This window comes from Candidatus Leptofilum sp. (genome assembly GCF_965223525.1).
Taxonomy (GTDB): Bacteria; Chloroflexota; Anaerolineae; order Promineifilales; family Promineifilaceae; genus Leptofilum.
On the sequence record NZ_OZ245005.1, the window covers coordinates 515,665 to 540,933 of the forward strand.

A 25,269-nucleotide genomic window follows, 5' to 3' on the forward strand; every position below is an offset into this window, starting at 1 on the left:
TAAAATCGCCGCAAATAAACCTCTGGAGAAGATTTGAGTAACGTGCAAAAGCAATGGGAACGAGTAGTTGATTTAACGCAAGGGCAGGCAATGGTCGTAACAGACCTGCATGGGGATTGGGACGCCTATCAACGCTACCGAGACAAATTTTTTGAGCTGCGCGCCCTGGGCCAGGCCGATTTCCTGATCATCAATGGCGACATGATTCACGCCAGCACACCTGCCAACCAAGATAAATCTGTTGACATTGTGCTTGAGTTGATCCGGCTCAAGGAAAAATTAGGCGATAGTTTAATTTGTGTGCTGGGTAACCATGAAATCCCTCATATTTACAGCATCACCCTGCAAAAGGGAGATGATCTGTTCACGCCTCGTTTTGAGTTTGCAATGGGCAAACACCGACAACAGGTTGTTTCATTTTTCCACAGCTTGCCTTTTTATGTGCGTACGCACGGCGGGGTTTCCATCTGTCACGCGGGGGCGAGCACGGCACTGGGCGAAACCAACGGAATAAAGCGGCTGTTTAACCTTTCTCATCAGGAAGTTTTAGATCGCACACGCGCTCAAATTACCGAGGAGGAACGCCCAGAACTCATCCGGGCCATGCGTAGGAAACACGGCCGTACCTACAATGAAATGTCTCGCAAATGGTTTGCTGTCACCGGGCTAGAGGATCCTCGCTATGATGATTTCCTCGTCGGCACACTCGCAACGTCAGATGAAGATTTTGAGCTTCTTTGGCCTGCTATGTTTTCCCGCAATGAAAAAGAGTACGGCAACAACAGCTATGTGGTGTTGCTAAATACCCTGTTAAAATCATTATCCACTGGCTATGAACGGCAAACGGTCTTGGTAACAGGGCACATTGACGTGCGCGGAGGGTACAAGATTGTCAATCGGCGTCAGCTTAGAGTGGCAAGTGCCAAGCACGCCTCACCGCGCGAAGCCGGCCTTTACTTGTTGTTCAACACGCGGGAGAAGTTTGACAAAGCGGAGGATTTGATACCCAATCTCCGATCAGTTTTCCGTAAGTAATCGCCATTACGACTCTAGCAGATTTTGGAAGAAGCCGGTTGACTTCCCCTTGTTGTTTTTAATGCGTCGCAACATTGCTTCGGATCGGTCCTGCATGGTGGTGTCATTGATACGGCCGTACAGCTTAAACGCCAGCTTGGCATGCGGCTCGGCCTTATCCCAGCGGGCTTGCTTGCACATCACCAAAGCCAAACGATAGCTCACATTGGCCACAACCCGGCTACTGCGAGACTTTTTTGCCGCCTCCAGACTGCGCTCTAGCTCCCGCACCGCCTGCCGCTTCTTGCCCGTCTCAAAAAAGCTCATGCCCATCCCACTCAAAGCGGCCGCTTCTTGCAAAGCAAGTCCATGTTCCTCAGCCAACTCAAGCGCGTCTTTATAAAAATCCATCGCCTCAGAATGCGCCCCCATAACACGAGACAAATCCCCCAAGTCAGACAATGTTTCTGCAACCACTCCGTGCTCATTTAATGATTGAGCCAGCTCCAGGCGCTTTTCATATGCTTCCTCGGCAGGTCGGGGCTGGTTTAGCTTGCGGAATAGCTGTGCCAGTTCACCCCAATGCAAAATTTGGGCCAATACGTTCTCATCAGCCTCCACCATCGCCAAACTTTGCTCCAAGTAAGTAACAGCGCGGCTAAAATCCCCCCACAGCTCATACGCTTTGGCCAGCTTTTGCAGCATGAGCTGCTCAACTTCACGGTTGTTCCGCTCGCGCGCCAACAGCAACCCTCGCTTATACATTCGCCCTGACTCAGTGTAATTGCCTTGCACATCAAACGCTTCACCGAGCTTGCCAAAAGCAGTTAACTCCTGAACCTGATCGGTAATCTCCTGAGCCGAAATCAACCCATTTTCATAATGAGCCAACGCCTCATCAATGTCACCATTTCTTAGATAAAGATCGCCCAAACGGAGCACGTTTTTGATTGTTTTACGGCGATCATTGCTCTCGTGGGCGATGGTGAGTGCATACCCATAATATTCAATAGCCCTATCTATATGACCAGACGCAAAATAAAGTTCTGCCAAATTGCTCAATACTTCACCTTCACCCACACGATCCCCAATTTGGCGAGAGATGGTTAAGGTTTGCTTGAAAAGCTGGGCTGCTTCTTTAAATTCGCCAGAATCCAGAAACACTTTGCCCATGCTGTTGAGAATGCGCTCCAGGCGCGTTCGGTCACCAATATCGCGGGCAATGGCCAATGATTGCTTATAATAATCCTCGGCACGAACGGCATCCCCAAGCTGCCGGTAGGTTTCGCCCAGATTGTGCAGCGCCTCAGCTTCTTTGAAGCGGTTTGCCAGGCGTTGAAAAATCTGCAACTCTTTTTCATGAAAACGGACGGCCCGTTCAGGTTCCCCTTTTTGGCGATAAACCAGCCCCAAATTCCCCTGCGACCGTCCCTGTTCAGCACGATCTCCCAGCTCGCGTGCGATGGCCAAATGCTCCTCGTGAAACTCAATGGCGCGCTCGGTGTAGCCCAGAGCGGCGTAGGCCAAGCCTAAGTTGCCCAGCCCTTTGCCTTCCAATTCGCGGATATTTTCAGCACGCGCCACGTTGACTGCTTGCTCAAAGTACATGACAGCGACGTCTAATTTGCCAATATCCAAGTAAGATAGCCCCATTGTGTTATATGAATTGCCAGCAGCACGCCGTTCATCGGGGGTTTCTTCAGCGCCATCCCATTCTGGTGGAGATGGTTCGCCTGTGACTTGGGTATAAACGGCCGCTAATGCTTTCTCTGCCTCTGCCCAATCACGATACCGCTGTTCGCGGGGGATTGACAGGACGCGGTTAATAAAGTCGCGCAGTGGCAATGGTAGGGCAGCGTCTAACGGGGGGATACGGCCGTTCAGATGAATCTCGCGCAAATCCTCCCTGGATTCCCCCTGTGCAGCAAACCGTCCGGTCACCATCTCATACAAAATGCAGCCCAGAGCATAAATATCGGCGCGGGCATCGAGCCCTTGATGCTGCCACTGCTCCGGTGCCATGTAGAGTGGCGTTCCGGCAACGCCCTGCGTCAACTGGGTACGGCCGATGTTCTCGCGGCTGTTCTCCAATGAACCCACGGTAGACCCAGGGCTATGACCCGATAATGTGCTAGCTAGGCCAAAATCAGTCACACGCGCCACATGGTCGTACCCAATGAGAATATTCTCTGGCTTGAGGTCTCGATGCACCAGGCCAGGAATTTTTTGCGTGGCAAAGCGCATCCCCCTGGCAACGTGCAACGCAAAAAGGATAGACTCTTCCACCGGCAATGGGGATCCCTTTTTTAGCCAGGACCGCAAGGAAGGTGTCTTCTTATCCTGCGGCTGCACAATCCACTCCAGCACCAGGTAAACTTCCCGCCCATCCCCCACACGCTCAACGCGATACGCCTGGACGACGTTGGGATGACGGCCGATTTCCACCCACATAGTTCCCTCACGCAGAAAAAGGTCGCGGGCGGCACGGTGCGATAAATATTCAGGTTTGAATGTTTTCAGGGCAACAAGCTCAGAGGTGAAATGGTCTCGGCACAGATAAACCAGCCCCATGCCGCCTTCCAGCGTGTTCACAACCTCGTACCGCTCGGCGATGTACCGCTTGGCTTGCTTGCGGTTTGGCTCTGTCTGCCCGAGGTCTTCAATTGGGGAGCGGGTGGCAGTTTCTGACATGGCTTGGATTATCGTTTTGGATACGGCCGTTACAAAAGCAGTACGTTTTCACCGTAGTATATCATCGCCGGTGGCATCTTGTCATTGTTGGCCTAACAATTGCACAAGATAAGTAAATCTTATGATTTTTTCCCATAATTGCACAAAGTAGGATACAATTTCGGCACATGCCGCAACTTGATAGGAAGAGAATGCAGCAAACTGGAAAACCCACACAATGAAAACCTTTTTCATTATTTGGCTGATCTTGGGGCTAATCGTCTCAGTTTTTGTTGTTGCTGCCCTGATGCGCTCTTCTCAACTGAGTCAGCAAGAAGGAATTTCTGAAAGCTACGAAGATTGGAAAGCGCCAGAGCAAGCCCAGGAGCTTTATCCCAGGCAAGCAGAATAGCAACAACTATAGGCCCACTTAAAAATTCCCCACCTCCGCGCAGCCCGATACCTGGCAGGGTGCTTGTGGTTGCATCCACGTTATAATCCCAACTTATGTGGCCAAAACGATTAGAAAAAGTGCTTGCCTTGCTGGCGCCACTCAGTTTGGGGTCATTTGCTGGGCGGCTGCTCAGTGAACAATGGGCAATCCATTACGCGGTTAATTCGGTGGCTGCCAGTTGGGGTATTGCCATTGGGCTAACGGCAATGCTCTCTGGTTTGGCACTTTTTAGCTTACGACGCCACACCATCAACCAAACCTGGCCGTTGCTGCTGCTGCTTGGCTATGTTTTTTATCCTTACCCGGACTTTCGTATCGTGGCGCTGGTTGTTTTGCTGGTAACGGCCGTCCTCCTGCAAATTCTCCCCGTTCCCGCCCAAATAGTTGCCCCCGCTCACCGCTTAAAAGTGGGATTGGTCGGCACATGCCTCATATTTGGCCTGCTTTACTTTTTCACGTTGGCGCCAGGTCTGTTGCCCGCCGACAATGGCGAGTTTCAGCTCATCGGCACAACGTTGGGGATGGCACATCCGCCGGGCTTTCCGCTTTACACATTGTTGAGCAAGCTGATGACCTGGCTGCCAATTGCCGCTTCTGCCGCCTACAAAATCAACCTCCTTTCCTTGCTAACCAGCACAGCCACCCTCGGTTTGGTTTACCTGATTGTGTTTGACCTAACACAAAAGCAGTTCGCGGCGGGAACAGCCGTACTCGCCCTGGGAACCGCTACTACTTTTTGGGCACAGGCCACCACTGCCAACATTCGCAGCCTGACGGCACTGTTTGCTGCCCTGGCTATCTTTGCCCTCATCCACCATCAGCGCCAAAAAGCCAATACAGACCGCTACCTGGTTCTGTTTGCCGCTGCCCTCAGCTTTGGCTTTACTCACCATCTTTCTCTGGCGTTCATGGGGCTGGTTTTTTGCGTGAGTTTGCTGCTTATTGATCCCGCATTTTTGCGAACGCCATCACGTTGGAAACGGCCGTTGCTAGCTGCACTGGCTGGTCTACTCCCCCTACTCTATTTACCCTTGCGTGCCGGGGCCGATGTTCCCGGTGCCAGCGACGGATTAAACACGCTTTCTGGCTTTTTAAACCACTTTTTGGCGCTAGGCTTTCAGGGAGATTTCTTTTATTTCATTGAGCCAGTTGTTCTTTGGCCTCGCCTGCAAGTGATGGGCAACGTCCTCACCTTCCAATTTTCTCCCTGGCTGCTGGCAGGGGCAGTTCTAGGGCTGATTTGGCTGCTGCGGCGGGATTGGCGGCTGGGGCTACTGCTGGGCGGCTCCTTCGCCTTGCATACGCTCGTTACCGCCACCTACCGCGCTCCGCAAACGGTGGAGTACATGTTGCCTGCTTACTTGCCTGTGGCTATTTGTGTAGGCTTGGCCAGCGGCTACTTGAGGGAGCTTGTAGCACAGCGACCAAATTCGTGGCGCGAGGTGCTGCTGGTGGCAACGGCCGTTCTCCTCACTGCTGCTATCTTCCAGGGCTGGCAGCGTTGGCCCAGCTTTCGCTGGCTGCACACCAATGAAGATGCTCATGACTACGCGCAAACAATTCTCGATGGTGCACCACCAGACAGCCTGATTTTGGCAAATTGGCATTGGGCAACGCCGCTGTGGTATTTGCAAACAGTGGAGGGCCAACGCCCTGATGTGGAAATTGAATACGTGGCACCCGGCGAAGATCCCTATAGTCAGACGTGGCTGCAGCGGATTGAGGAGGGGTTGGGAAACGGCCGTAACGTCATCACCACCTACATAGACGAAGCCGCCTACAGCACACTCCGCCCCGCCGAACCGCTAGGCGAAGCCCTGCTATTCCGCCAAACGCCACGCACTGAGCTACCCGCAAACTTCACCACCTTAGGTGCCACGCTAAACGAAAACATAGAAATAGCAGGCTATCATATAGAGTTGCCAACCGTTGAAATTGGACAAGAAACTACCATCACGGTTGCCTGGCAAACGTCTAACCCTTCAGTCCAGTTTTATTTACACCTACGGGATAATAACCAGAATATTGTGGCTCAAGATGATGTGACCGTACGCTCACAGCTAGGTGGGCTGACGCTTACCCGATTCCGCCTAACGCCCCGTAGTCGAGAGGGCTTACATATATTGCATCTGGGCAGCGATTTAGAAACTGTCGAGTTAGGTGAGGTGGTTGTTGTCCCCACCGCTTTGCCACCGGCTACAAATCACCCAATTCACCGCCCAGTTATACGAGGCGACTATAATTTGACGCTAGTAGGGTATGATTGGGACACTACCCTACTGGGGCAACCTCGCCTTTACTATCACTGGCAATCTAGCGTTGGATACATCAGCACTGTCGCGGATGAACCTAACCTGCAAACTATGTCCGAAATTGTTATGCCCTGGGGCATTCCTCAACCGTACTGGATTGTGCCACCACCACAGCCAGATGACCATTATGTGCCGCTGGGTCAGGGCATTGTGTGGACGGGGGGATCATTGAGTGATTTGCAAACGGCCGTCTCACCAGATCAACAATTCGCAATGCCAATACAATTTATAAACGGCCGTCCCCTCCTGCGAGATTACGTAATTTCTACTCGTCTAGTGGGGTATGAGGAAGACAATTTCACTTGGGCCTGGTGTGATTTAGTAGATGGCGTCCCAGCAATGGGGGGCATTCCTACCTTAAAATGGATAGGTGGTTCGCAGGTTCAGTCGCCACGCACCATCATTTTTCCGCCGCACACGGAGCCAGCAAACTTCACCGACTTTTGCCAAAGCGAAAAGCCCGCCCCTGGTGCACCTATCTTGTACGTGGACAACAGGGCCACCGATAGCCAAACGGTTGGCGGGTTGCTAATTCTCTACGACGCCTTCACCAACCGCCCCTTACCCATTTTGGACGAGCGGATTACGGCCGTTACAAGCTGGATACCATTTGGAGAAATTACAATTACAGATGAGTGATAAGAGTGAAGAGGAGATGGGCCTGCCAGGATTCGAACCTGAAACCGATCGGTTATGAGCCGACTGCTCTGCCATTGAGCTACAGGCCCGGTTTCAGTAAACAGTAATCAGTATTTTGATCCACTGATTGCTATTTACTGTAAAAGAGCGGCAGACGGGATTCGAACCCGTGATAAGAGCTTGGAAGGCTATTGTGTTACCCCTACACCACTGCCGCATTGTCGGGGCGGCCAGATTTGAACTGACGACCTCTCGGACCCAAACCGAGCGCTCTACCAAGCTGAGCTACGCCCCGAAATGCGTAACGACGGAATAGTATACTGTTGCTGAATGGCTGCGTCAATAGCAGCTAAGTAGCCGTTTGGAACGAACCTAGGACTAAAATTTGTAGCCGAATGGGTGCTAATCGCCCTCATAATGTATATAGGGTTTGGGCGAATTATCTTCCTGGCTTTGCCGCCACTGGTGTGTCACCATTCTAAAAATGTCAGATTCAGTGATGATTCCCACCAAGTTGCCTGCGCTGTCCACAACGGGCAAACCGCTGATTCGATGAGTCAGCATTAGATCAGCCGCCTCGCCAATGGTTGCATCTGGCAAAATGGACACAGGTTTCTTGGTCATTATTGCTGCCAAGTTCAAGCTAGCCAGCAAGTAGTTCATCTCCCAAGCGCTTGATGAGGTCGCGTCAGGCGGCTTTGCTTCACGGATATCCCCGTAAGTGACAATGCCCACAAGACGGCCGTTTTCCAAAACAGGCAATCTGCGAATTTGATGCTCTTGTAATAACGCATCTGCCTCCAAAAGACCCATGGTAGGAACGGCCGTTACCACATCCCGGCTCATCCAATCCTTCACCAACTCAAGACGCATCTTCTGCTCTCCCCGCCCTGGCACGGCGCAGGTAACTTAACGCCAAGCCGAACAAAACCACCACCAAAACGGCCGAAACCACACAGTATTGGCAAAAAGCATGGATTATAACTGCCTCAACAATGGTAAGCCCCAACGAAAACAAAAAAGCAATCCCTGTCACCGCCACCATAATTTCTGGTAAATAATCCATCAGGGGATGATCCCAATCTTGCAGCCAGGTGAGCAAAAAAATGGTTGCATACCCTACTAAACCAATAAACGCAACCGGCACCGGCCCAATTGAGGCATATGGCGCACCAGGCCCACTCACTGCCCCGCAATCAAAAATGCTCCCTACCTTGCAACCGACAATGAGAACGCCTTCATGGAACAGAAACAGATAATAAGCCAGCAACATGCCTGGCACAGACAACAGTTGAATAAGACGGATCTGCCAATCTTGTTTCATATGCTTATGATCCCAACAAAGAATTTAACCGTTGTTGAAAAACAGACAATGGCTGATTGCCTGGCAATAAATTGCCATCAACGAAAAAACTTGGGGTTGAACTAACGCCAGCTTGTTGAGCCATTGTTATATTTTCCAAAATAATATCAGCATACTGGTTATCATCTAGGCAGCTACTAAAAGCGGCCGTATCCATTTCCACAGAATCTGCCACCTGCAAAAACCCAGCTTCTGTGTTGAAGCTGGCCGTTCCCTGAAGCGCAAATAACGACTCATGAAACTCAGAAAAGGCACCTTGTTCATTGGCACACATGGCCGCTACTGCAGACGGCATGGTTGTGAAACCACCAGCCTGGTTTTGTAAGGCAAAAGGCACCACAATCCATTTTACTTCACCAGGTTCTACATATTGTGCATTCAGCAAAGGGCCGGTTTCAAGATTAAAATCGCGGCAATGGGAGCAACCATAATCAGACACCTCCACAACTGCAACATCTGCATCTACATCCCCCACAACAATACAGTTATCGGGATTATTATTGCAGTAACTCAGTAAGCTTAACCGATTTGGTTCACGAAAAGCCAGGGCAACCAGCCCCACAAAAATTACAATGCCGCCAACAATCAGGCCACCAATAACAAGCCAATTGGTTTCCTTTTTGGCCGATTTGCGAGTTCTTGCACGTTTTGCCATGAATCTAGTTCCTTTTCTAAGCTATGCCGCTTATTCTAAATTTTCTTTCTGTAAATTGTTTACCATCAGTGTATCTCGCTGATTATAACTAACGAGTGTTGGAAGTAACAATTCAGTCCTGACATCTGTCATCGCTGGTAGATTTTTTATAAATCGGCTAACATTCAGCACGAGGAGAAAACAATGACAGATTTAACGACAAGATATCTCGGCATAACGCTCAAAAACCCGCTAATTGTTTCTGCATCTCCCTTAACGGCTTACATTGACAATATAAAACGAATGGAGCTGGCAGGCGCAGCGGCCGTTGTGCTGCCGTCGCTTTTTGAGGAGCAAATTGAGCTTCAAGGGTTGGGTGTGGATAAAGTCACGCCTATGAATCAAGGAACGTTGCCAGACGCGCTGCAACATTTACCAGAAATGAAGGGGTATAACCGGGGGGCGAATGGCTACTTAGCCCATATTTATCAGGCTAAAAAAGCGGTGAACATTCCGGTCATTGCCAGCTTAAATGGATATTACAGCGGCGGTTGGGTGCAATATGCTCGGCTACTTGAAGCAGCCGGGGCAGATGCCATGGAGCTAAATATTTACTACCTGGCAACCAAGCCAAACATTAGCGGGCAAGAGATTGAAGAGATGTATTTGCATCTGGTTCGTGATGTGAAAACGGCCGTAAAAATTCCGGTTGCCGTGAAAATAAGTCCTTACTTTAGTGCCCTAGCCCACATGGCCAGCAGCCTGGACAAGATTGGGGCTGACGGATTGGTCCTCTTCAACCGCTTCTACCAGCCAGATATTGATTTAACCACACGGGAAGTTGTATCGAGCCTGGATTTGAGCACACAGGCAGAATTACGATTGAGGCTACGCTGGACGGCCGTTTTGTCCAGCATTATCAAGGCAGACCTTGCGGTTACAGGGGGTGTTGAAGCCGGCACCGATATTATTAAATGTATGATGGCGGGGGCAAAAGTAACGGCCGTTGCCTCTGTGCTGCTAAAACATGGCATCGAACACATCAAAACCATGTTGGCAGAAGTTGAGCAGTGGCTAACAGACAATGACGAAGAGAGTATAGCTGCGCTTCAAGGAGCAATGAGCCAACAACAGGTCTCTGATCCAGCCGCATTTGAACGAGCCAACTATATGAATGTTCTAAAATCCTTGGAAGAGTAAAAGGAGTATTTAGAAGCGGTCTTGCCGCTCCTGGTGGTGATTTTCTGCCAACAGCCTGATTTCTGCAATCAGTTCCGGTGTGTTTATATTTTTCAGACGATAATCGCTGGCACCTGCAGCCAAAACCAATTCACGCGCCATAACATCTATATAAGACGACAGAGCTAAAACGGCCGTACCCCCTTGCACAAGCTGTTCTACCAACTCCACCATCTCTTTCAACTCATCATTCTGGCCAGTCAAACCAAGCAATGCAACATCTGGCTGCAAATCACTTTGAGCCAACTGGCGAGCTTCATCTGCATTTACAGAGCCGACAATAGTGATGCCTAACGCTGAATCTAATCTTACTCGTAAAGCAGCACGAACGCCTGTATGTTGGTCTATGATGATGAGGCGAATTGGTTCCATTAAACTAAGCATTTTTACTATAAAGCCTACTTATCCATATTAAAAAAAAGAATAAGTTCTTGTGATTGTAGCAACCAGTGACAATTGTCACGAAAGTGCAGGCACATTGTCACCCAGCTCCATAAATAGCCATAAACCGACTAAACGTTTTATACCCCAAAAGCTGGCCAACATTTTCTCATTTTAGTAGGAAAAAGGTGAAATTTCTGCCGAAGAAAGTCATCTGCCATTCATGACATTTGCCACAAGTTACCATAATCGCAATCATTTACACTGCACTTACTGAAGAATCCCACAAGAAGCCAAACAGGAGAGTGGCATGGTTACCGTAAATGATTTGATGACTGTCATTCCAAGTAGTATTGCCCCAAACACCCCGATGCGAACCGTGATTGGTGTCATGAAAACAGAAGGATGCCGCCAGCTACCCGTGTTAGAAAATGGGAAATTGGTTGGCATTATTACAGATCGGGATGTGCGCCTGGTGATGAACTCACCCGTTGTGCTGCACGGCCGTTGGCAAGACGAAGATTTACTAGATAACGTAACGGCCGAAAGCTGTATGACACCTAACCCAATTACTGTAACGCCAAGCACCCCAGCTTACCGAGCAGCAGAAATGCTCAGTATCTATAAATTTGGTGCTTTACCTGTTCTGGAAAATGACACAGTTGTGGGGATTATTACGGTGACAGACTTTTTGGATTATGCTGCACGCGTCTTGGCAGAAGACGTAATTCCTGGCTAAACTTTTAGTCTGTCATCAAATCAGTAAGCGGAAACGCAATTTTTAGCTGAGTTCCTTTACCTGGCGCAGACTGAATGTCGAAGGAACCACTCATATCCTCGGCACGGGCGCGCATGTTAGACAAACCATGCCCTACAGAATAATTTTTTGAGGCCATATCAAAGCCACGCCCATCATCAGAAACCCGCAAAATCACATTCCCCTCTTGCATATCAATATGAATGAGAACTTGCTCTGCATTGGCATGGCGAGCAATGTTGGCCAGAGCTTCTTGCGTTGTCAAAAAGAGCGAACGCGCTACAGAAGCTGGAACCTGTGATAAATGATCTTGCTGGGCAGAGAGTGAAACAGCCACCATCGTGTTGGCCTGAAATTCACGAACCAATCGGCCCAACCCTTGCTCCAAGTTTCCTTGAAAGCGATGCGGCCGTAAATCTAATATGAAGTTACGAATATCACGAATGGTGGTGTTCAGCGCTTCAATTGCGTGAGTCAGCAAATAATCGGCATCATCAGGGTTAGTGTGCAAGGATAGTTTTGTAGACTCTAGCGTCAGCCCAACGGCAAAAATAGATTGGATAATGCCATCGTGTAAATCCATACCAATGCGGGTACGCTCTTCCACAATAGCCAATCGGCCAACTTGCTCATACAAACGCGCATTCTGAATGGCAACGGCCGCATGTGCAGCCAGCAGTTCCACCAAATCTTGATCCGTCTCAGTAAACTCATTGGCTCCAATTTTGTTGGTTAAATACAGGTTCCCCAATATCTCTCGTCCGGCAATAACTGGCACGCCCAACAATGGCACCATGGGCGGATGCCCTTCTGGGAAGCCTACAGACCGAGGATCGTCAGAAATCCGGGGAATCCGAATGGTCTTCTGCTCTTTAATAATGGCACCCAACAAGCCCAGCCCTTTAGGTAAATGTGGGATTTGTGCAGATATTTCCGGGTCTATGCCGCTATCTACAAACGTATCCAAAGAGCCGTGGCTGTTCGGAACACCCAAAGCCGCATATTGAGCATCGGCTAGCTCACGGGCAGCATCTACAATTTGCTGCAGCACCTTATCTAAGGTTAGCTCACCAGAGATAGCCATTGTGGCTTTGTCTAGGGCTGCTAGCTGCCGATTCTTTTGTTGTAGCTGCTGTCGGTCAGCGCGGTTGGATTCTATGAGATGGGCATTTTGAATGGCAACGGCCGCATGTGAGGCAAATAGCTGCAAAACTTGCTCGTCGGTAGAGGTAAAAGGTTCCTCATCGAGCTTATCGGCAAGGTAAATACGGCCGTAAACAACCCCACCCTTCACAAGCGGCATCCCCAAAAAAGCGTTCATCTCTGGATGTCCGGCAGGAAATCCACTAAAGCGGGGATGCGCTTTCAGATCATCAATACGAAACGTCTGTTTTTTTTCCGCGATATCGCCTAACAAACCAATCCCCATAGGCAAATGAGCAATTGCTTTCGCTTGAGCAGGATCAATGCCAGAATAAACAAAGCTAGACGATATTTCACCTTCGTTAAAAGTAGCCAAAACAGCATATCTCGCAGCCAGAAGCTCACGGCCAGTATCTACTATCCGCTGCAACGTTTCCGGCAAATTACCTACCTCAGAAATTTGTAACGTCGCTTGGCAAACGGCTTCCAGAAGCGAATCAATCGTTCGGCTATTTTTGAACATATAGATTCTTTTCCTTAATTACCGAAGTTACTAATTTAGATAATCTTTTAGGTGATGCTGAATAGCGTAAGCAGCTGCCTCGGCACGGTTAGAAACCTCCAGCTTTGATAAGATACCGCTTACATAGTTACGCACAGTTCCCTCACTAAGATATAATGCCTCAGCGATCTCCCGATTTGTTCGACCTTCAGCAATTAACGACAAAACTTGCATTTCCTGGGATGTTAAATCGCTAAAAGCCGCAGACTCCTCTTGCTGAATGGACCGACGCATTTCGTTAAAAATTCGTTGCGTGAGCGAAGGGTCTAGGGTTGCCTCGCCACGAGCCGCAGCTTCAATTGCCCTAATCACGTCATTACTGCCCACCTGCTTCAACACATAGCCAGAAGCGCCCGCCCGAATAGCTGCAAACAACATATCATCTTCTGCATAAGAAGTTAACATAATGACTTTAGTTTCTGGCAGGTTAGCCATGATTTGTTCGCAAGCTTCAATACCGCTACCACCGGCCAAGCGTATATCCATTAGCACAATATCTGGTTTATGTGCTAGCGCTTTATTTACAGCTTCTTGCTGGGCAGAAGCTTCAGCGATCACTTCAAAACCGGGATTTCTCTCAATCAGGCTTTTTAAACCCAAGCGAACTACTTCATGATCATCTACTAGGAGGATGCGTAATCGTGACATAAGCATAAGTATAGCTTTTTCTATCTGGTTCAACAAAATAAGGCTTCGTGCTCTATAAACAAATGAACATTCGCAATGATGCGTATGATGTTGTTCACTATTCATTTCATCTCCAGCGAGATATTCTTTACAACTGAAAATGAACTACCCCGCTGCAAGCAGACGGGGTATCCAAAAGCATTAACAAAAAAGACGCAGCAAGCTGCGGGGAATTAGACCCCCGCTATTTATTAAAACTGAAATGATTGAGGTCGAATGTTTTCACAAGCCACACTACAAATCCCACCCAAACCTGAATTATTTGCGCTAATGAAAACCAGCACCTTATTTAAATCGCTCGACGATTCGGCAATAAAAGCAATCTATGAAGCTGGAGTTTTAGAGAAGTTCCGCAAAGATAGCTTTATTTTCCATCAAGATGAGCCTGCAAAAACCATTTCTATTCTTGTTCATGGCGTTGTCCATTTAAGCCAGCTTACGGTAAAAGGGCAACAAGTCATCATGCACTACCTTGCCCCTGGCGACGAGATGGGTATTTTGGCTCTGTTTCCAGACCAAGTGTATCCGGTAACGGCCGTTTCTGCCGCAGACTGCCTCCTCCTGAGCTGGCCCGATAAAATATTAGCCGCCCTCATCAAGCAATTTCCCCAGCTAGCCCTCAATGCGCTACAAATGATGACAAATCGCTTTGTTGTATTGCAAAACCAGTATCGTCAACTGGCAACGGAGCGAGCCGAACAACGTATCGCCCGTACATTGCTGCAAATTGCCCAGAAAAGTGGTAAAAATGACTCGCAAGGCAGTTGGCTATCCCCACCGCCATCCCGACAGCAAGTTGCCGAAATGACAGGTACAACGCTTTACACAGTTAGCCGAATTTGCAGTAAATGGGAAAAAGAAGGGATAATTGTAACCAGCAGAAAGTGGTTGCAAATAAAAAAATATGATACTCTCCAAGTGATCATTGAAGATGGTTCCCCTTTGTCACAGTAATGTCTGACTCCTTTGGAGTTTCACTTAAATTCACCGGTAGATTCTAAACAGCTTCATAAAGTACGGCCGTTCATTGCGCCACCGCAAAGAAAAAAATTCACAAACCCCTTAAACTGACCCCTACGGGGCATTTTGCCTTTGGCGATTTATGAAAAATATCCACAGGAGGATAGTTTATGAGTCAAGAATCATCTACCAGTAGCAGCTCATCCAGACTGCTCGTTCTCGGTATTATTGCTGTGGTGATTGTCGCAGGGCTAACCTTGGCAATCATGGCTATAAGCAATTCCGGCGAGCGTGCAAGCAGCGATGAGCCAGTTAACGTACTCGCAGACAGTAATGACGAATGCGTTGTTTGCCATGCACGTAACACACCAGGCATTGTTGAACAGTATGGGCACAGCACCAAAGCAGCCGCAGAAGTCACCTGCCGCGACTGCCATGAAGTTGACGCCGATTACCCCGGTGCGGTTGAGCACGAAGAAACATACGTGCTTGGTTCGCCAACCAGTGCAATGTGCGAAACCTGCCACGAAAACGAAGTAGCCCAATATAACCAGAGCCGTCACGGGCTACCTGCATACGTGGCATACGCCGGGCAAGAGGTTCTTTCAGAAGACCTGCTAGACCTTTATTCGTCCATTCCAGAAGGTGGCTATAACGATGAAAAAGTGCGAGCCAGAAACTCGCTGCACGCCATCGAAGGAGCAGCCATTACCAAATTTGCTTGCGAAAGCTGTCATGACATCGGCAAGCCAGCCGAAGACGGGTCTGTTGGCCAATGTCAGGATTGCCATTTGCGCCATGAGTTTAGCCTAGAGCAGGCACGCCGACCCGAAACGTGTAACGCTTGCCATATCGGCCCAGATCATCCGCAGTGGGAAATTTATCAGGAATCACCGCATGGCATTGCTTATGCAACAGATGGCCATACCTGGGACTGGGAAGCAGAACCAGGCACGCTAGATACAACCAACTTCCCCGCGCCTACCTGTGCCACTTGCCACATGAGCGGTTTCGGCCCCACGGCAACCACACATGATGTCGGAGACCGTCTCACCTGGAATTTGGCTGCGCCAATTAGCAGCAGACGACCTGCCTGGCAAGACAATATGACCCGGATGCAGGGCGTATGCTCTGAATGCCACAACAGCAACTTCATTGAGACATTCTACGATGATGCTGATCGCGCTGTGGAACAGGTTAATGCCTGGGTGATTGAAAGTGACGAGATCATTCAGCCATTAAAGGATAATGGATTGTTGACAGCCCAGCCATTTGATGAACCAATTGATTTTGTCTACTTCAATTTGTGGCATCATTGGGGGCGGACAGCCAAATTTGGCGTGTGGATGCAAGGGGCAGATTATGTGCAATGGCACGGTGCCTATGAAATTCTGCATGACCGGGCAGAGCTGATCGAAATGGTAAATGAAAAGCTGGAAGAAGCTGGCATGGAACCAATTGATCCCGGCCCACCAGGCCCTATTGAGTAACAATCTTTAAGACTCAGACCTGTCAGGTTTAGAAAAACCTGACAGGTCTCCTTTTGACGACAACTTATATGAACTATTTAGCAACTGTTTTTCCAAGGGCGCGGCGGCGGCGTTTTCCTATCTCCAGAGATCAGGCGATGCTGCTTATGGCTGCGTTTAATGAAGTAATGCTGGGGCTGGACACGTTGTTGGCACATGTGCTCAACAATACAATTCAACCCCGTGAATGGATTCCGATAATCTTTGGGCCGGTGGCCGGGGTTTTGCTGCTGTTTTCAGGGCTAATTGCTTTGCGAAACCGAAAGCAGGCTACCTGGATAGCAACGACCGTTTTTCTCGCCAGTATCGTTGTGGGAATTTTAGGTGCCTACTTCCACCTGGTTCGCGGGATATTGCCGACTGCACCTCTTGGGTCGCGTGTGACACTAAACCTGCTGGTCTGGGCACCCCCTTTCCTTGCTCCGTTTGCTTTTGCCGGTATTGGTTTATTGGGCATCAGTGCCGCCTGGGAGGAAGTGCCTACAGGAAGTGGGCGACTCCGGTTGCCATTTGGGCGCACTGTGCAAATGCCTTACAGCAAAACCCGTGCTTATTTCTTTTTAGTAAGTTTAGGTACGCTTGTGGCGCTAGTGAGCAGTGCACTGGATCACGCACGCCATCCGTGGGAAAACCCGTGGTTGTGGGCACCGGTTGTGGTTGGCGTTTTTGCTACGGCCGTTTCTGCTGGTATGGGTGCGGCCAACCGAAAACTCACAGCCGATGATGTGGCTATCTACATGGCAGCCATGATCTTGCTAATTGTGGTGGGACTTATCGGCACGTATTTCCATGTTCAGGCAGATTTAACCGCGCAAAGCACCATCGTACCAGAACGCTTTTTACGTGGTGCGCCGTTCATGTCTCCGCTGCTGTTTAGCAATATGGGCATGGTTGGACTGCTGGCACTGTTCTCGCCGCGGGAAGAAATCGAATAACAATTTCTTTCCATCATGTTTTTTCAAGGCAACGGTCAATTACGGCCGTTGCCTTTTTTATTAGAATGTGAAGCGAATGATGAGCGGCACGACAACGGCCGTTAACGCCAGCGTAATGATGACCCCAGCCGCCCAGCAAATAGCGCGTGCCATAGTTAGACACCAGTTGCGAATCATAATATTTTTCAACCTCATTGTCGTGGTACATGCCCACCAAGCCATTCAGCAGTAGACTGCGCGTACGCCGTCCCAAAAACAGCGCCGACACAGCAATGATATTCAGCAAAATGGTCATTATCATGAAGACAGCCAAAACGAGATCGGCTGCCGCTGGTGCATCTGTTTCGGTGGCTCCGGTTGCTACCCAGAATTAACCCCCAGCACAATGAGGTTGAAGACAACGGCCGTTACCACAAAAATTGTGTCCGTCCGGCTACTCTGCCCCAGCTCATTCACAATATGATTGTGGAGTTCGTTTAGCATGAGCATCTCCCTGTAGCCTTATTCATAAATGGAAAGGCTACATGTTCCCTAAACTATATCCTACACTTTTTGAGGTAAAAATATAGTGATAAAAACCATCACTCATGTGGATAAAAATAATAAATCAAAAACTGGCAACAATTTGAACCTATCCTCACAATAGAATAAAATTCTGCAACGATCACCCCTTCACTTTTAGGATTTACCATGACACCGCAACGAATTGGACGCTACAAAATAATTGAAGAAATTGCCAGAGGCGGCATGGCCGCCGTCTTTTTGGCAGAAGATCCACTCATTCGGCGCAAAGTGGCTGTGAAAGTACTGTCAAACAAACTGCTGGAAGATGACCCTAACTATTACGATCGCTTTCAGCAGGAAGCTGAAACCATTGCTGCGCTAGAGCACTCAGCCGTCATTCCCATCTATGATTTTGGGCATCAGGGCGAACTCACCTACATTGTGATGCGCTACATGCCGGGTGGCACGTTGGAAGAGCGACTGCAAAACGGTGCACTGCCGCTGGAAGAAGTTGGTTTTGTCATGGAACGTGTTGGCTCGGCGCTAGCGGAGGCGCATGAAAAAGGCATCCTGCACCGGGACATTAAGCCAGCCAATATTTTGTTTAACGGCCGTAACGAACCCTTCCTCTCTGACTTTGGCACAGCCAAAAATTTGCAGGCAGCCAAAGGAATCACTGGCACAGGTGTGATGATTGGCACGGTGGAATATATGAGCCCTGAGCAAATACAGGGGACGAAGGAATTGGACGGCCGTACCGACATCTACGCCCTCGGCATCGTTCTCTTCTTCATGCTCACTGGAGACCTCCCATTCAAAGGCGATTCCATCGTTAGCATTGTAATGGCCCACTTGAACAATCCCATTCCTAGTGTGCAAGCAGCAATCCCCATTCTACAACCACCCTGGGACGAAATCTTGCATAAAGCACTAGCCAAAAAGCCAGAAGACCGCTATCAAACCGTGGACGAATTGGTACAGGCGGTAAGAGAACTGGTAAAGAGAAGTTAGCGAAAGTAAAGTGAGGAAAACGGCCCGCTTTTACTCTTTCACCTATTACTTTTCCTAATTTGACACCAAAATCCCCTAGAAAATATGGTCTCATCCGAATTCAGACAAATACCTTATAGCTTAGTTTATTGCACTAGCAAAGACGTCTTTGGCTATTCTCTAAGTTTCAGGAATATCCCCAATTACCTCCGACGACTGGGCTTGAAAAACGCAATGGCGTCATTGATCAGAATAGCTTGGTTTCTGGATGAATCTGGTGAATCAGATATGATTGCACAGCTGGAACTTTCAAGACAATTGTTACCTTCACATAGGCAGAATGCTGCTAAACAGTTGATTTTAGAGCAAGGTAGAATCATTTTCTTTAGAGCACAGGTTTATATTCTTCTCAAATACCTCATCTTATACGGAAATGACGAAGATAACGATGTTGAATCCAAAGAACTTCAGTCTATCGGCTCATGCCTCCTTTCTGTAACAGAATTGATTAGTAGCCAAGTTAAAGAAAGAAAGAGCATTCAGCGCAATGAAACACAGTCTCTAAATGCTCTTACACATGAAATTGTTACGAACTCGTTTATTCTAGGTAAGTTTAGTATTCCAGCAGTAAGGCTCCTAATGGTTCGTGCAAGATATATGTTCAAAACCATCCATCTACGACTGAAAAATAATTCAAAGGCAGAAATTGACTTTTTAGATATAGACCATTTTTTTCAAGAATCGGTAGGAATCCAACTAACTGAGTATTTAAATTTCGGGACATCATTAATCGTCTATTTTTTACAGTTTCTGCAAAAAGATTCGGCACTCCAGGAAAAGGGGTTCCCTTACATTTACCCTCAAAAGCTATTTGAGAAGTCTAATGTACATAGGGAAAAAGTTAACATCTTCTTTGACCTTCTGAGTATAACTTTATCCCAAGCAAAGACAGACTTGCAGGCTTCAATTGCTCTTGAACATAGAAGAGAATTTATTTATGATTTTCTCTTCATGAAATCCAAACCTCTCGTGCAATTCAGTTCCGATTTTTTAATTCCATTCTCTATTCCGTTTCTATTCGAAAGAATTACTAGTGGAATATTCTGGCAACTATTAGATCATTTAAATCAGAACTATGATCGAACAATTTCGGATCAGTTCACAAGGTATCATGGAAGGATCTTTCAAGAATACGTTGAAGAATTTATTCAGGAAATTCACAAACAACACCCTGTTGAAGGTGAGCGAATAGTCCAAGAGCAAACTTACAGAATCGGGAAACAAGAAGGCAAAACCTCAGACATCATGATTTTTGGCTCAGATTACGCAATTTTCGTTGAAGCTTCAGCAACCCGAATGCAAGCAAAGGGGACAATTAGCCAAGGTACAAGGACAGCCTTTGACAGCGATTTCAAAAAAATGATTCTGCATAATGCAAAATCGTTAGACAATTTCATCAAAAAATTTAGGAGTGGCTCGATAACAATTGAAGGCATTGAGTCGGAGAAAATTGCAGTCTACTATCCCGTTATTATTACAATGGAGACCTTCGCCGGACAAAATTCGATCATTCACCCTTTCCTAAAAAGCACATTGGAGAGTGACAAACTATTTGCCAACAAAGACATTGCAGGGCTATCAGTTCTTGAAATCGACGATATTGAATATCTAGAAGGTTACATCAATGCTACTTTGATTAGTATATTGAAATCTTGGCACGGCCAGTCAAATGATCTTTTACCAAAAGACCACTTCAAAGATCACCTGAAAAATTTCCCTGAAAAAGATGAATTGTCTAAAACTTTGCTATTGAAGATTACTGGCGCTGCATTAGACGAAGCAACACAGTTCATGTTCAATAAAAGCTCATAACGAATTAAGCACAATGGAGACACCAAATGTCTATTTTACTGAATGTCAACAATAAAGATCATGAAATATCAGCCAATCCCACCGATACCCTGCTTTCCGCTTTGCGCGGTGCAGGCTTTTTTAGCGTGCGCTTTGGCAGTCATGATGGGCAAACGGGGGCTGCGGCCGTTTTGGTTGACGGCCAATTAATGAACAGCGATGTGATGCTGGCCGGGCAAGCTGTCGGCCACAAAATTGAAACGGTAGAGGGATTAAATCCAGGTGTGAATGAACTGCACCCAATTCAAAAAGCGTTCGTTGAAACGGGAGCCATTCAATCTGGCTACAGCACCCCCGCCATGATTTTGGCAGCGAAGGCATTGCTGGAGGAAAACCTCAACCCCACCGAAGCCGACGTGCGCGAGGCATTTTCCGGCGTTTTGTGCCGCGAAACGGGCTACGTGAAGCCGGTAGAAGCCGTTCTCCGCGCCGCTGCTTACCTGCGTGGCGAAGACGTGCCACCTTACGACGGCCCCCCCATTGTTGATGCCACTTTCTTTGCCGAACAACCACCCGCCCCTGAAGATGATGGGCCAGAGCTAGCTGGAAGTGGCAACCCTACAGCCACGCAAACGAAACCCCAAACTGACATTCTTTTGACTTCTGGCGTGCCGGAAACGGCCGTTGTCGGTAAACCAGAAACCAAAGTAGACGCGGTTAAATTAACCAAAGGCAACCCCGCCTTCGTGGATGACATCGAGATGCGCGGAATGCTGTACGCCAAGCTGCTCACCAGCCCGCACGCCCACGCCCGCATTTTAGATATAGATGCCAGCGAAGCCGAAGCATTGCCTGGCGTCCATGCCGTCATCCATTACAAAAATGTCAAGCGCGTCAAATATGCCTCTGGCGGACAAAGCTACCCCAACCCGCCCCCACTCGATCAGGTCAGCTTTGATAACAAAGTGCGCTACGTGGGGGATCGCGTTGCGGCCGTTGCCGCCGAAAGCGAAGCCATCGCAGAAGAAGCCCTTAAGTTGATTAAAGTGGAATATGAAATCCTACCTTCTGTCTTCGACGAAAACAAAGCTATCAAGCCCGGTGCCCCCATCATCCATGATGAAGATGACACCGAAAAAATCCACGACGCCAGCCGCAACATTGTGCACCACATTCAGGCCGAAGTGGGCGATGTGGAGCAAGGCTTTGCCGAAGCCAATCACGTTTTTGAGCACACCTACTACGTCCATCAGGTGCAGCAAGCACCGATTGAACCCCACGTCGCCATTAGCTGGTGGGACGCCGACGAGCGGCTGGTAATTCGCACCAGCACCCAAGTGCCGTTCCACGTGCGCCGCATGGTGGCACCGCTGCTGGATTTGCCCGTGCGCCGCATCCGGGTCATCAAGCCGCGCATCGGTGGCGGCTTTGGCGTGAAGCAAGAGATGCTCATCGAGGACATCGTAGGCCACCTCACCATTGCCACAGGTCGGCCGGTGCGAATGGAGCTAACCCGCAGCGAGGAGTTTCGCAGTAGCCGCACGCGCCATCCCCAAACTATCACCTGGAAAACGGGCGTCATGGCCGACGGCACGCTGCACAGTATGCGAATGACCGTCATCGGCAACACGGGTGCTTATGGCACGCACGGCCTGACGGTACAAACCGTCACCGGGCTGCGCGGTCTGAGCAGCTACAACTGCAAAAATCGGGAGTTTGACTGCACCGTGGCCTACACTAATTTGCCTGTCCCTGGTGCATACCGCGGCTACGGTGGACCGCAGGCGCTCTTCTCGTTAGAGTGCCACATGGATGAGATTGCCGCCATGCTCAAGCTTGATCCGATTGAGTTTCGCCGAAAAAACTGGGTGCAGGCTGGCGACCCCATGCCCATCGCCCCGCTGCTGGGCGAAGGCGAAAAAGATACCGTCATTACCGTGCCACTCATTGAATCGTGTGGCCTGAATGAATGTTTTGAGCAGGGGATGAAAGCAATCGGTTGGGAACGGCAGTTTGAGTCGGGCTGGTACGAAGTGCCGGGCAAACCCCACCTGCGGCGTGGCTTAGGCGCGGCCATGTGCATGCACGGCACGGCCATCCCTGGCCTGGATATGGGCGGTGCATCGGTCAAAATAAATGACGATGGCTCGTTTAATGTCCTCGTCGGCGCGACTGATTTGGGTACAGGGTCAGATACGGTACTGAGCCAGATTGCGGCCGAGGTGCTGGGTGTGCCATTAGAGGACATCATCATCTACTCCAGCGACACGGACATGACGCCGTTTGACACGGGGGCTTACGCCAGCAGCACGACGTATATTTCGGGAACGGCCGTAAAACGCGCTGCCGAACAAGTAGCAGACCAAATCAAGGAACGGGCAGCCCTCATGCTGGAACTGGATAGCTGGCACGATATTCGGTTGGAGAATAGACATGCCGTGGCGGGAGACGGCCGTAGCGTCAGCATGGAAGCAATCGGCCTACACAGTTTGCACCAAGACCAGCAGCGGCAAATCATGGCCACCGCCAGCTACGTCAGCATGGATTCCCCTCCCCCCTTCGCCGGGCAATTTGCCGAAGTGGAAGTGGATATTGAAACCGGGCAGGTCACCGTCACCAAGCTGGTGATGGCCGTGGATGCGGGCGTACCTATCAACCCCATCACCGCCAGCGGGCAGGTAGAAGGCGGCATGGTGCAAGCATTAGGCTACGGCCACTGCGAAGAGATGATTTACAACGAAGCGGGCAATTTGGTCAACGATCAGTTTGGCCCCTACCACATCTACCGCGCCGACGAGATGCCCTGGATGCAGACCATCCTGGTGCAAACCAACGAGCCTACCGGCCCCTTTGGCGCCAAAGCCATCGCCGAAATTCCCAAAGATGGCGTGGCTCCAGCCATTGCCAACGCCATCACCAACGCCACCGGCTCCCGCCTCCGCCGCATTCCCTTCACGCCGCCAAAAGTGTATAATGCTTTGCAAAGGATCGTCTAATTCAAAAACCTCTCGCCCAATAAAAAAGAGCATTGCGCTCAAGCTACTTATCAAGTGCGACGCACCTCGCACTTTTGTTTTGGTAGTTTGGCAAGAAAACTTTGAGGCAATTTCGGAAAGTGGCAAGGTAGGACGCCTGCCACAGCACAGAGAGAAGACCCACCTATAGCTACAGCTCAAAAACCAGCAACAAATTGACATAACCTTGCAAGTCTTGAATTATTTTCTGTGGCTTGCATATTCTGGTATTATTGTCGTTATTCATATGGCAATATGTAAAAGCCAAAAAAAATCTTGAATTAGATTGAGCGCATAGTTGGCTTTTGCTTGAGCAAACCACAGAGAAATCGCGCTTAGGTTTTCAAAATATTTTCTGTGGTTTGCTTAATCCCACTGGGTAAAAATCTGACGCATGTCCAGCGACCGACTTTATTATCAGAACGCATACACAACCCGCTTTGAAGCGTCTGTTGTGGAACGCCTAAGAGATGACAAGCAAACGGCCGTCATCCTGAACCAAACCTATTTCTATCCCACCTCAGGCGGTCAGCCCTACGACATTGGCACGCTCAACAATATCCCCGTTTGCAATGTAACCATCCGTGAAAAAGATGCGGCCGTTCTGCATTGGCTAGACATTGCCGATTTATGGCAAGATGAAGTCAGCGGTCACATCAATTGGGCGCGCCGCTTTGATCATATGCAGCAACACACCGGGCAGCATATTTTGTCCCAAGCCTTCATTCAGGTAGCAAAAGCTGAGACCGTTGGTTTTCACCTAAGCGACAATACGCTCACCATAGACCTGCATACAAGCAAACTAAGCCCCAAACAGGTTGAGGACGCTGAATATTTAGCCAACCAGATCATTTGGCAAAATCGCCCCATTCACATTCGCAATGTATCGTCGGTGCAAGCCAAAAAGTTACCGCTGCGGAAGCTACCACCCATGCACGAAGGGAAGCTGCGCCTGATCGAAATTGAACAGTTTGACCTGACGGCCTGCGGTGGCACGCATGTGCAAAATACAGGCGAGGTTGGCGTTATCAAAATTGTGAAGTTGGAACGCCAAAACAACCAGCTAAGGGTATCTTTTGCCTGTGGGCAGCGGGCCTTGCACGATTACCGACTCAAAAATAGCATCGTCAACCAGCTTTCTGCCGAGCTAACCACCGGCATTGATGAGATTGTGCCCAGTGTGCAGCGCGCAAAAGAAGAAAATAAGGATGCCCGGCGACGGCTGAAAAAGCAGCAAGGGCAACTGCTCTTTTTTGAAGCAAAATCATTAATTGAACAAGCCAAAACGATTGGCAAAACGGCCGTTGTCACCCGCGTTTTTAACCCAGACGAGATCGATCCAGGGCAACTGCGGGTTTTGGGCAGCCGTCTCACCCAAAATGACCAGGTCATCGCCTTACTCGGTTTGGCAGGCAAAAAATCACAACTGCTCTTTTGCCGCTCAAAAGATGCCCCAGGCGAAATGAACCAGCTTATCAAACCCGCTCTCAACATACTCGGCTCCGCCGCTGGTGGTGGTTCTGCCATAATGGCTCAAGGCGGTGGGCCTGGTACAGATCGGGCACGCGTTCAGCAAGCCATTGACAAGGCAGAACGGCTGCTCATTGGCCAAATTCGTTAAGCAAAAGTTG

21 protein-coding genes and 3 tRNA genes are annotated in these 25,269 nt (G+C 49.1%); 12 read left to right on the forward strand and 12 right to left on the reverse strand.

Annotation, left to right across the window (positions count from 1 at the left end; translation table 11 throughout):
- Positions 1-42 precede the first annotated feature (42 nt).
- Positions 43-1,035, forward strand: a complete 993-nt coding sequence (locus tag ACOQPM_RS19335; RefSeq protein WP_420632429.1) for a metallophosphoesterase family protein — start codon at positions 43-45, stop codon at positions 1,033-1,035.
- Positions 1,036-1,041: 6 nt separating this feature from the next.
- On the opposite strand, the gene ACOQPM_RS19340 is transcribed toward ACOQPM_RS19335, so the two are convergent.
- A complete protein-coding gene (locus ACOQPM_RS19340; protein ID WP_420631901.1) occupies positions 1,042-3,705 on the reverse strand; it encodes a tetratricopeptide repeat protein in 2,664 nt (887 codons plus the stop codon).
- Between the two features lie 217 nt (positions 3,706-3,922).
- Between ACOQPM_RS19340 and ACOQPM_RS19345 the strand changes: the two genes are divergently transcribed.
- Both ACOQPM_RS19345 and ACOQPM_RS19350 read left to right on the forward strand, forming a co-directional pair.
- A complete protein-coding gene (locus ACOQPM_RS19345; protein ID WP_420631902.1) occupies positions 3,923-4,096 on the forward strand; it encodes a hypothetical protein in 174 nt (57 codons plus the stop codon).
- A gap of 95 nt (positions 4,097-4,191) precedes the next feature.
- Positions 4,192-7,089, forward strand: a complete 2,898-nt coding sequence (locus ACOQPM_RS19350; RefSeq protein ID WP_420631903.1) for a protein O-mannosyl-transferase family — start codon at positions 4,192-4,194, stop codon at positions 7,087-7,089.
- 17 nt (positions 7,090-7,106) lie between these two features.
- Here the strand turns inward: ACOQPM_RS19350 and ACOQPM_RS19355 are convergent.
- The 6 genes from ACOQPM_RS19355 to ACOQPM_RS19380 all read right to left on the reverse strand — a co-directional run bounded on the left by ACOQPM_RS19355 (position 7,107) and on the right by ACOQPM_RS19380 (position 9,107).
- Positions 7,107-7,178, reverse strand: a tRNA-Ile gene (locus ACOQPM_RS19355).
- Positions 7,179-7,235: 57 nt separating this feature from the next.
- Positions 7,236-7,306: transfer RNA gene (locus ACOQPM_RS19360), tRNA-Gly, on the reverse strand.
- Between the two features lie 4 nt (positions 7,307-7,310).
- A tRNA-Pro gene (locus ACOQPM_RS19365) sits at positions 7,311-7,384 on the reverse strand.
- 107 nt (positions 7,385-7,491) lie between these two features.
- Entirely contained in the window at positions 7,492-7,962 is a 471-nt protein-coding gene (locus tag ACOQPM_RS19370) for a CBS domain-containing protein (protein WP_420631904.1), read from the reverse strand.
- A complete protein-coding gene (locus ACOQPM_RS19375; RefSeq protein ID WP_420631905.1) occupies positions 7,952-8,413 on the reverse strand; it encodes a vitamin K epoxide reductase family protein in 462 nt (153 codons plus the stop codon). The genes ACOQPM_RS19370 and ACOQPM_RS19375 overlap by 11 nt, the downstream gene beginning before the upstream one ends.
- 4 nt (positions 8,414-8,417) lie before the next feature.
- Positions 8,418-9,107: a DsbA family protein gene (locus ACOQPM_RS19380; RefSeq protein ID WP_420631906.1), complete on the reverse strand. Its 690-nt coding sequence runs from the start codon at positions 9,105-9,107 to the stop codon at positions 8,418-8,420.
- Positions 9,108-9,290: 183 nt separating this feature from the next.
- On the opposite strand from ACOQPM_RS19380, the gene ACOQPM_RS19385 reads away from it, so the two are divergent.
- Positions 9,291-10,286 carry a dihydroorotate dehydrogenase-like protein gene (locus tag ACOQPM_RS19385; protein WP_420631907.1) on the forward strand — a complete coding sequence of 332 codons (996 nt, stop codon included), beginning with the start codon at positions 9,291-9,293 and terminating at the stop codon, positions 10,284-10,286.
- A gap of 9 nt (positions 10,287-10,295) precedes the next feature.
- Here the strand turns inward: ACOQPM_RS19385 and ACOQPM_RS19390 are convergent, their stop codons facing one another.
- Positions 10,296-10,709, reverse strand: coding sequence for a hypothetical protein (locus ACOQPM_RS19390; RefSeq protein ID WP_420631908.1), 414 nt, complete (start codon positions 10,707-10,709; stop codon positions 10,296-10,298).
- Between the two features lie 307 nt (positions 10,710-11,016).
- Here ACOQPM_RS19390 and ACOQPM_RS19395 point away from each other — a divergent pair, with 307 nt between their 5' ends.
- The gene (locus tag ACOQPM_RS19395; RefSeq protein WP_420631909.1) at positions 11,017-11,445 is read left to right on the forward strand and encodes a CBS domain-containing protein; all 429 of its coding nucleotides are present in this window, start codon (positions 11,017-11,019) and stop codon (positions 11,443-11,445) included.
- 4 nt (positions 11,446-11,449) lie between these two features.
- Here ACOQPM_RS19395 and ACOQPM_RS19400 read toward each other — a convergent pair whose 3' ends face one another.
- Entirely contained in the window at positions 11,450-13,129 is a 1,680-nt protein-coding gene (locus tag ACOQPM_RS19400) for a GAF domain-containing sensor histidine kinase (RefSeq protein WP_420631910.1), read from the reverse strand.
- 30 nt (positions 13,130-13,159) lie between these two features.
- Positions 13,160-13,921, reverse strand: coding sequence for a response regulator (locus ACOQPM_RS19405; protein WP_420631911.1), 762 nt, complete (start codon positions 13,919-13,921; stop codon positions 13,160-13,162).
- A gap of 150 nt (positions 13,922-14,071) precedes the next feature.
- On the opposite strand from ACOQPM_RS19405, the gene ACOQPM_RS19410 reads away from it, so the two are divergent.
- The 3 genes from ACOQPM_RS19410 (at position 14,072) to ACOQPM_RS19420 (ending at position 17,279) form a co-directional block, all read left to right on the forward strand.
- The gene (locus ACOQPM_RS19410; protein WP_420631912.1) at positions 14,072-14,809 is read left to right on the forward strand and encodes a Crp/Fnr family transcriptional regulator; all 738 of its coding nucleotides are present in this window, start codon (positions 14,072-14,074) and stop codon (positions 14,807-14,809) included.
- A gap of 176 nt (positions 14,810-14,985) precedes the next feature.
- Positions 14,986-16,305 carry a multiheme c-type cytochrome gene (locus ACOQPM_RS19415; RefSeq protein ID WP_420631913.1) on the forward strand — a complete coding sequence of 440 codons (1,320 nt, stop codon included), beginning with the start codon at positions 14,986-14,988 and terminating at the stop codon, positions 16,303-16,305.
- 68 nt (positions 16,306-16,373) lie between these two features.
- Positions 16,374-17,279, forward strand: coding sequence for a hypothetical protein (locus tag ACOQPM_RS19420; RefSeq protein WP_420631914.1), 906 nt, complete (start codon positions 16,374-16,376; stop codon positions 17,277-17,279).
- A 13-nt stretch (positions 17,280-17,292) separates the two neighbouring features.
- On the opposite strand, the gene ACOQPM_RS19425 is transcribed toward ACOQPM_RS19420, so the two are convergent.
- Together ACOQPM_RS19425 and ACOQPM_RS19430 are read right to left on the reverse strand one after the other, a co-directional pair.
- Positions 17,293-17,580, reverse strand: a complete 288-nt coding sequence (locus tag ACOQPM_RS19425; protein ID WP_420631915.1) for a hypothetical protein — start codon at positions 17,578-17,580, stop codon at positions 17,293-17,295.
- 59 nt (positions 17,581-17,639) lie between these two features.
- Positions 17,640-17,762 carry a hypothetical protein gene (locus tag ACOQPM_RS19430; RefSeq protein ID WP_420631916.1) on the reverse strand — a complete coding sequence of 41 codons (123 nt, stop codon included), beginning with the start codon at positions 17,760-17,762 and terminating at the stop codon, positions 17,640-17,642.
- Between the two features lie 207 nt (positions 17,763-17,969).
- Between ACOQPM_RS19430 and ACOQPM_RS19435 the strand changes: the two genes are divergently transcribed.
- The 4 genes from ACOQPM_RS19435 (at position 17,970) to ACOQPM_RS19450 (ending at position 25,259) form a co-directional block, all read left to right on the forward strand.
- Complete coding sequence (locus ACOQPM_RS19435; protein ID WP_420631917.1) at positions 17,970-18,794, forward strand: serine/threonine protein kinase; 825 nt, start codon at positions 17,970-17,972, stop codon at positions 18,792-18,794.
- A gap of 213 nt (positions 18,795-19,007) precedes the next feature.
- Positions 19,008-20,645 (forward strand): hypothetical protein, encoded by a 1,638-nt coding sequence (locus ACOQPM_RS19440; protein WP_420631918.1) that lies wholly within the window; start codon positions 19,008-19,010, stop codon positions 20,643-20,645.
- A gap of 26 nt (positions 20,646-20,671) precedes the next feature.
- Positions 20,672-23,620: a molybdopterin-dependent oxidoreductase gene (locus ACOQPM_RS19445; RefSeq protein ID WP_420631919.1), complete on the forward strand. Its 2,949-nt coding sequence runs from the start codon at positions 20,672-20,674 to the stop codon at positions 23,618-23,620.
- A 412-nt stretch (positions 23,621-24,032) separates the two neighbouring features.
- Positions 24,033-25,259 (forward strand): alanyl-tRNA editing protein, encoded by a 1,227-nt coding sequence (locus ACOQPM_RS19450; RefSeq protein WP_420631920.1) that lies wholly within the window; start codon positions 24,033-24,035, stop codon positions 25,257-25,259.
- Positions 25,260-25,269 lie beyond the last annotated feature (10 nt).

Excerpts from the sequence above, each read along its gene's own strand:
- ACOQPM_RS19340 (WP_420631901.1), bottom strand. The coding sequence starts at position 3,705 with ATGTCAGAAACTGCCACCCGCTCCCCAATTGAAGACCTCGGGCAGACA.
- ACOQPM_RS19345 (WP_420631902.1), top strand. The coding sequence starts at position 3,923 with ATGAAAACCTTTTTCATTATTTGGCTGATCTTGGGGCTAATCGTCTCA.
- ACOQPM_RS19350 (WP_420631903.1), top strand. The coding sequence starts at position 4,192 with ATGTGGCCAAAACGATTAGAAAAAGTGCTTGCCTTGCTGGCGCCACTC.
- ACOQPM_RS19370 (WP_420631904.1), bottom strand. The coding sequence starts at position 7,962 with ATGCGTCTTGAGTTGGTGAAGGATTGGATGAGCCGGGATGTGGTAACG.
- ACOQPM_RS19375 (WP_420631905.1), bottom strand. The coding sequence starts at position 8,413 with ATGAAACAAGATTGGCAGATCCGTCTTATTCAACTGTTGTCTGTGCCA.
- ACOQPM_RS19380 (WP_420631906.1), bottom strand. The coding sequence starts at position 9,107 with ATGGCAAAACGTGCAAGAACTCGCAAATCGGCCAAAAAGGAAACCAAT.
- ACOQPM_RS19385 (WP_420631907.1), top strand. The coding sequence starts at position 9,291 with ATGACAGATTTAACGACAAGATATCTCGGCATAACGCTCAAAAACCCG.
- ACOQPM_RS19390 (WP_420631908.1), bottom strand. The coding sequence starts at position 10,709 with ATGCTTAGTTTAATGGAACCAATTCGCCTCATCATCATAGACCAACAT.
- ACOQPM_RS19395 (WP_420631909.1), top strand. The coding sequence starts at position 11,017 with ATGGTTACCGTAAATGATTTGATGACTGTCATTCCAAGTAGTATTGCC.
- ACOQPM_RS19400 (WP_420631910.1), bottom strand. The coding sequence starts at position 13,129 with ATGTTCAAAAATAGCCGAACGATTGATTCGCTTCTGGAAGCCGTTTGC.
- ACOQPM_RS19405 (WP_420631911.1), bottom strand. The coding sequence starts at position 13,921 with ATGAATAGTGAACAACATCATACGCATCATTGCGAATGTTCATTTGTT.
- ACOQPM_RS19410 (WP_420631912.1), top strand. The coding sequence starts at position 14,072 with ATGTTTTCACAAGCCACACTACAAATCCCACCCAAACCTGAATTATTT.
- ACOQPM_RS19415 (WP_420631913.1), top strand. The coding sequence starts at position 14,986 with ATGAGTCAAGAATCATCTACCAGTAGCAGCTCATCCAGACTGCTCGTT.
- ACOQPM_RS19420 (WP_420631914.1), top strand. The coding sequence starts at position 16,374 with ATGAACTATTTAGCAACTGTTTTTCCAAGGGCGCGGCGGCGGCGTTTT.
- ACOQPM_RS19425 (WP_420631915.1), bottom strand. The coding sequence starts at position 17,580 with ATGATAATGACCATTTTGCTGAATATCATTGCTGTGTCGGCGCTGTTT.
- ACOQPM_RS19430 (WP_420631916.1), bottom strand. The coding sequence starts at position 17,762 with ATGCTAAACGAACTCCACAATCATATTGTGAATGAGCTGGGGCAGAGT.
- ACOQPM_RS19435 (WP_420631917.1), top strand. The coding sequence starts at position 17,970 with ATGACACCGCAACGAATTGGACGCTACAAAATAATTGAAGAAATTGCC.
- ACOQPM_RS19440 (WP_420631918.1), top strand. The coding sequence starts at position 19,008 with ATGGCGTCATTGATCAGAATAGCTTGGTTTCTGGATGAATCTGGTGAA.
- ACOQPM_RS19445 (WP_420631919.1), top strand. The coding sequence starts at position 20,672 with ATGTCTATTTTACTGAATGTCAACAATAAAGATCATGAAATATCAGCC.
- ACOQPM_RS19450 (WP_420631920.1), top strand. The coding sequence starts at position 24,033 with ATGTCCAGCGACCGACTTTATTATCAGAACGCATACACAACCCGCTTT.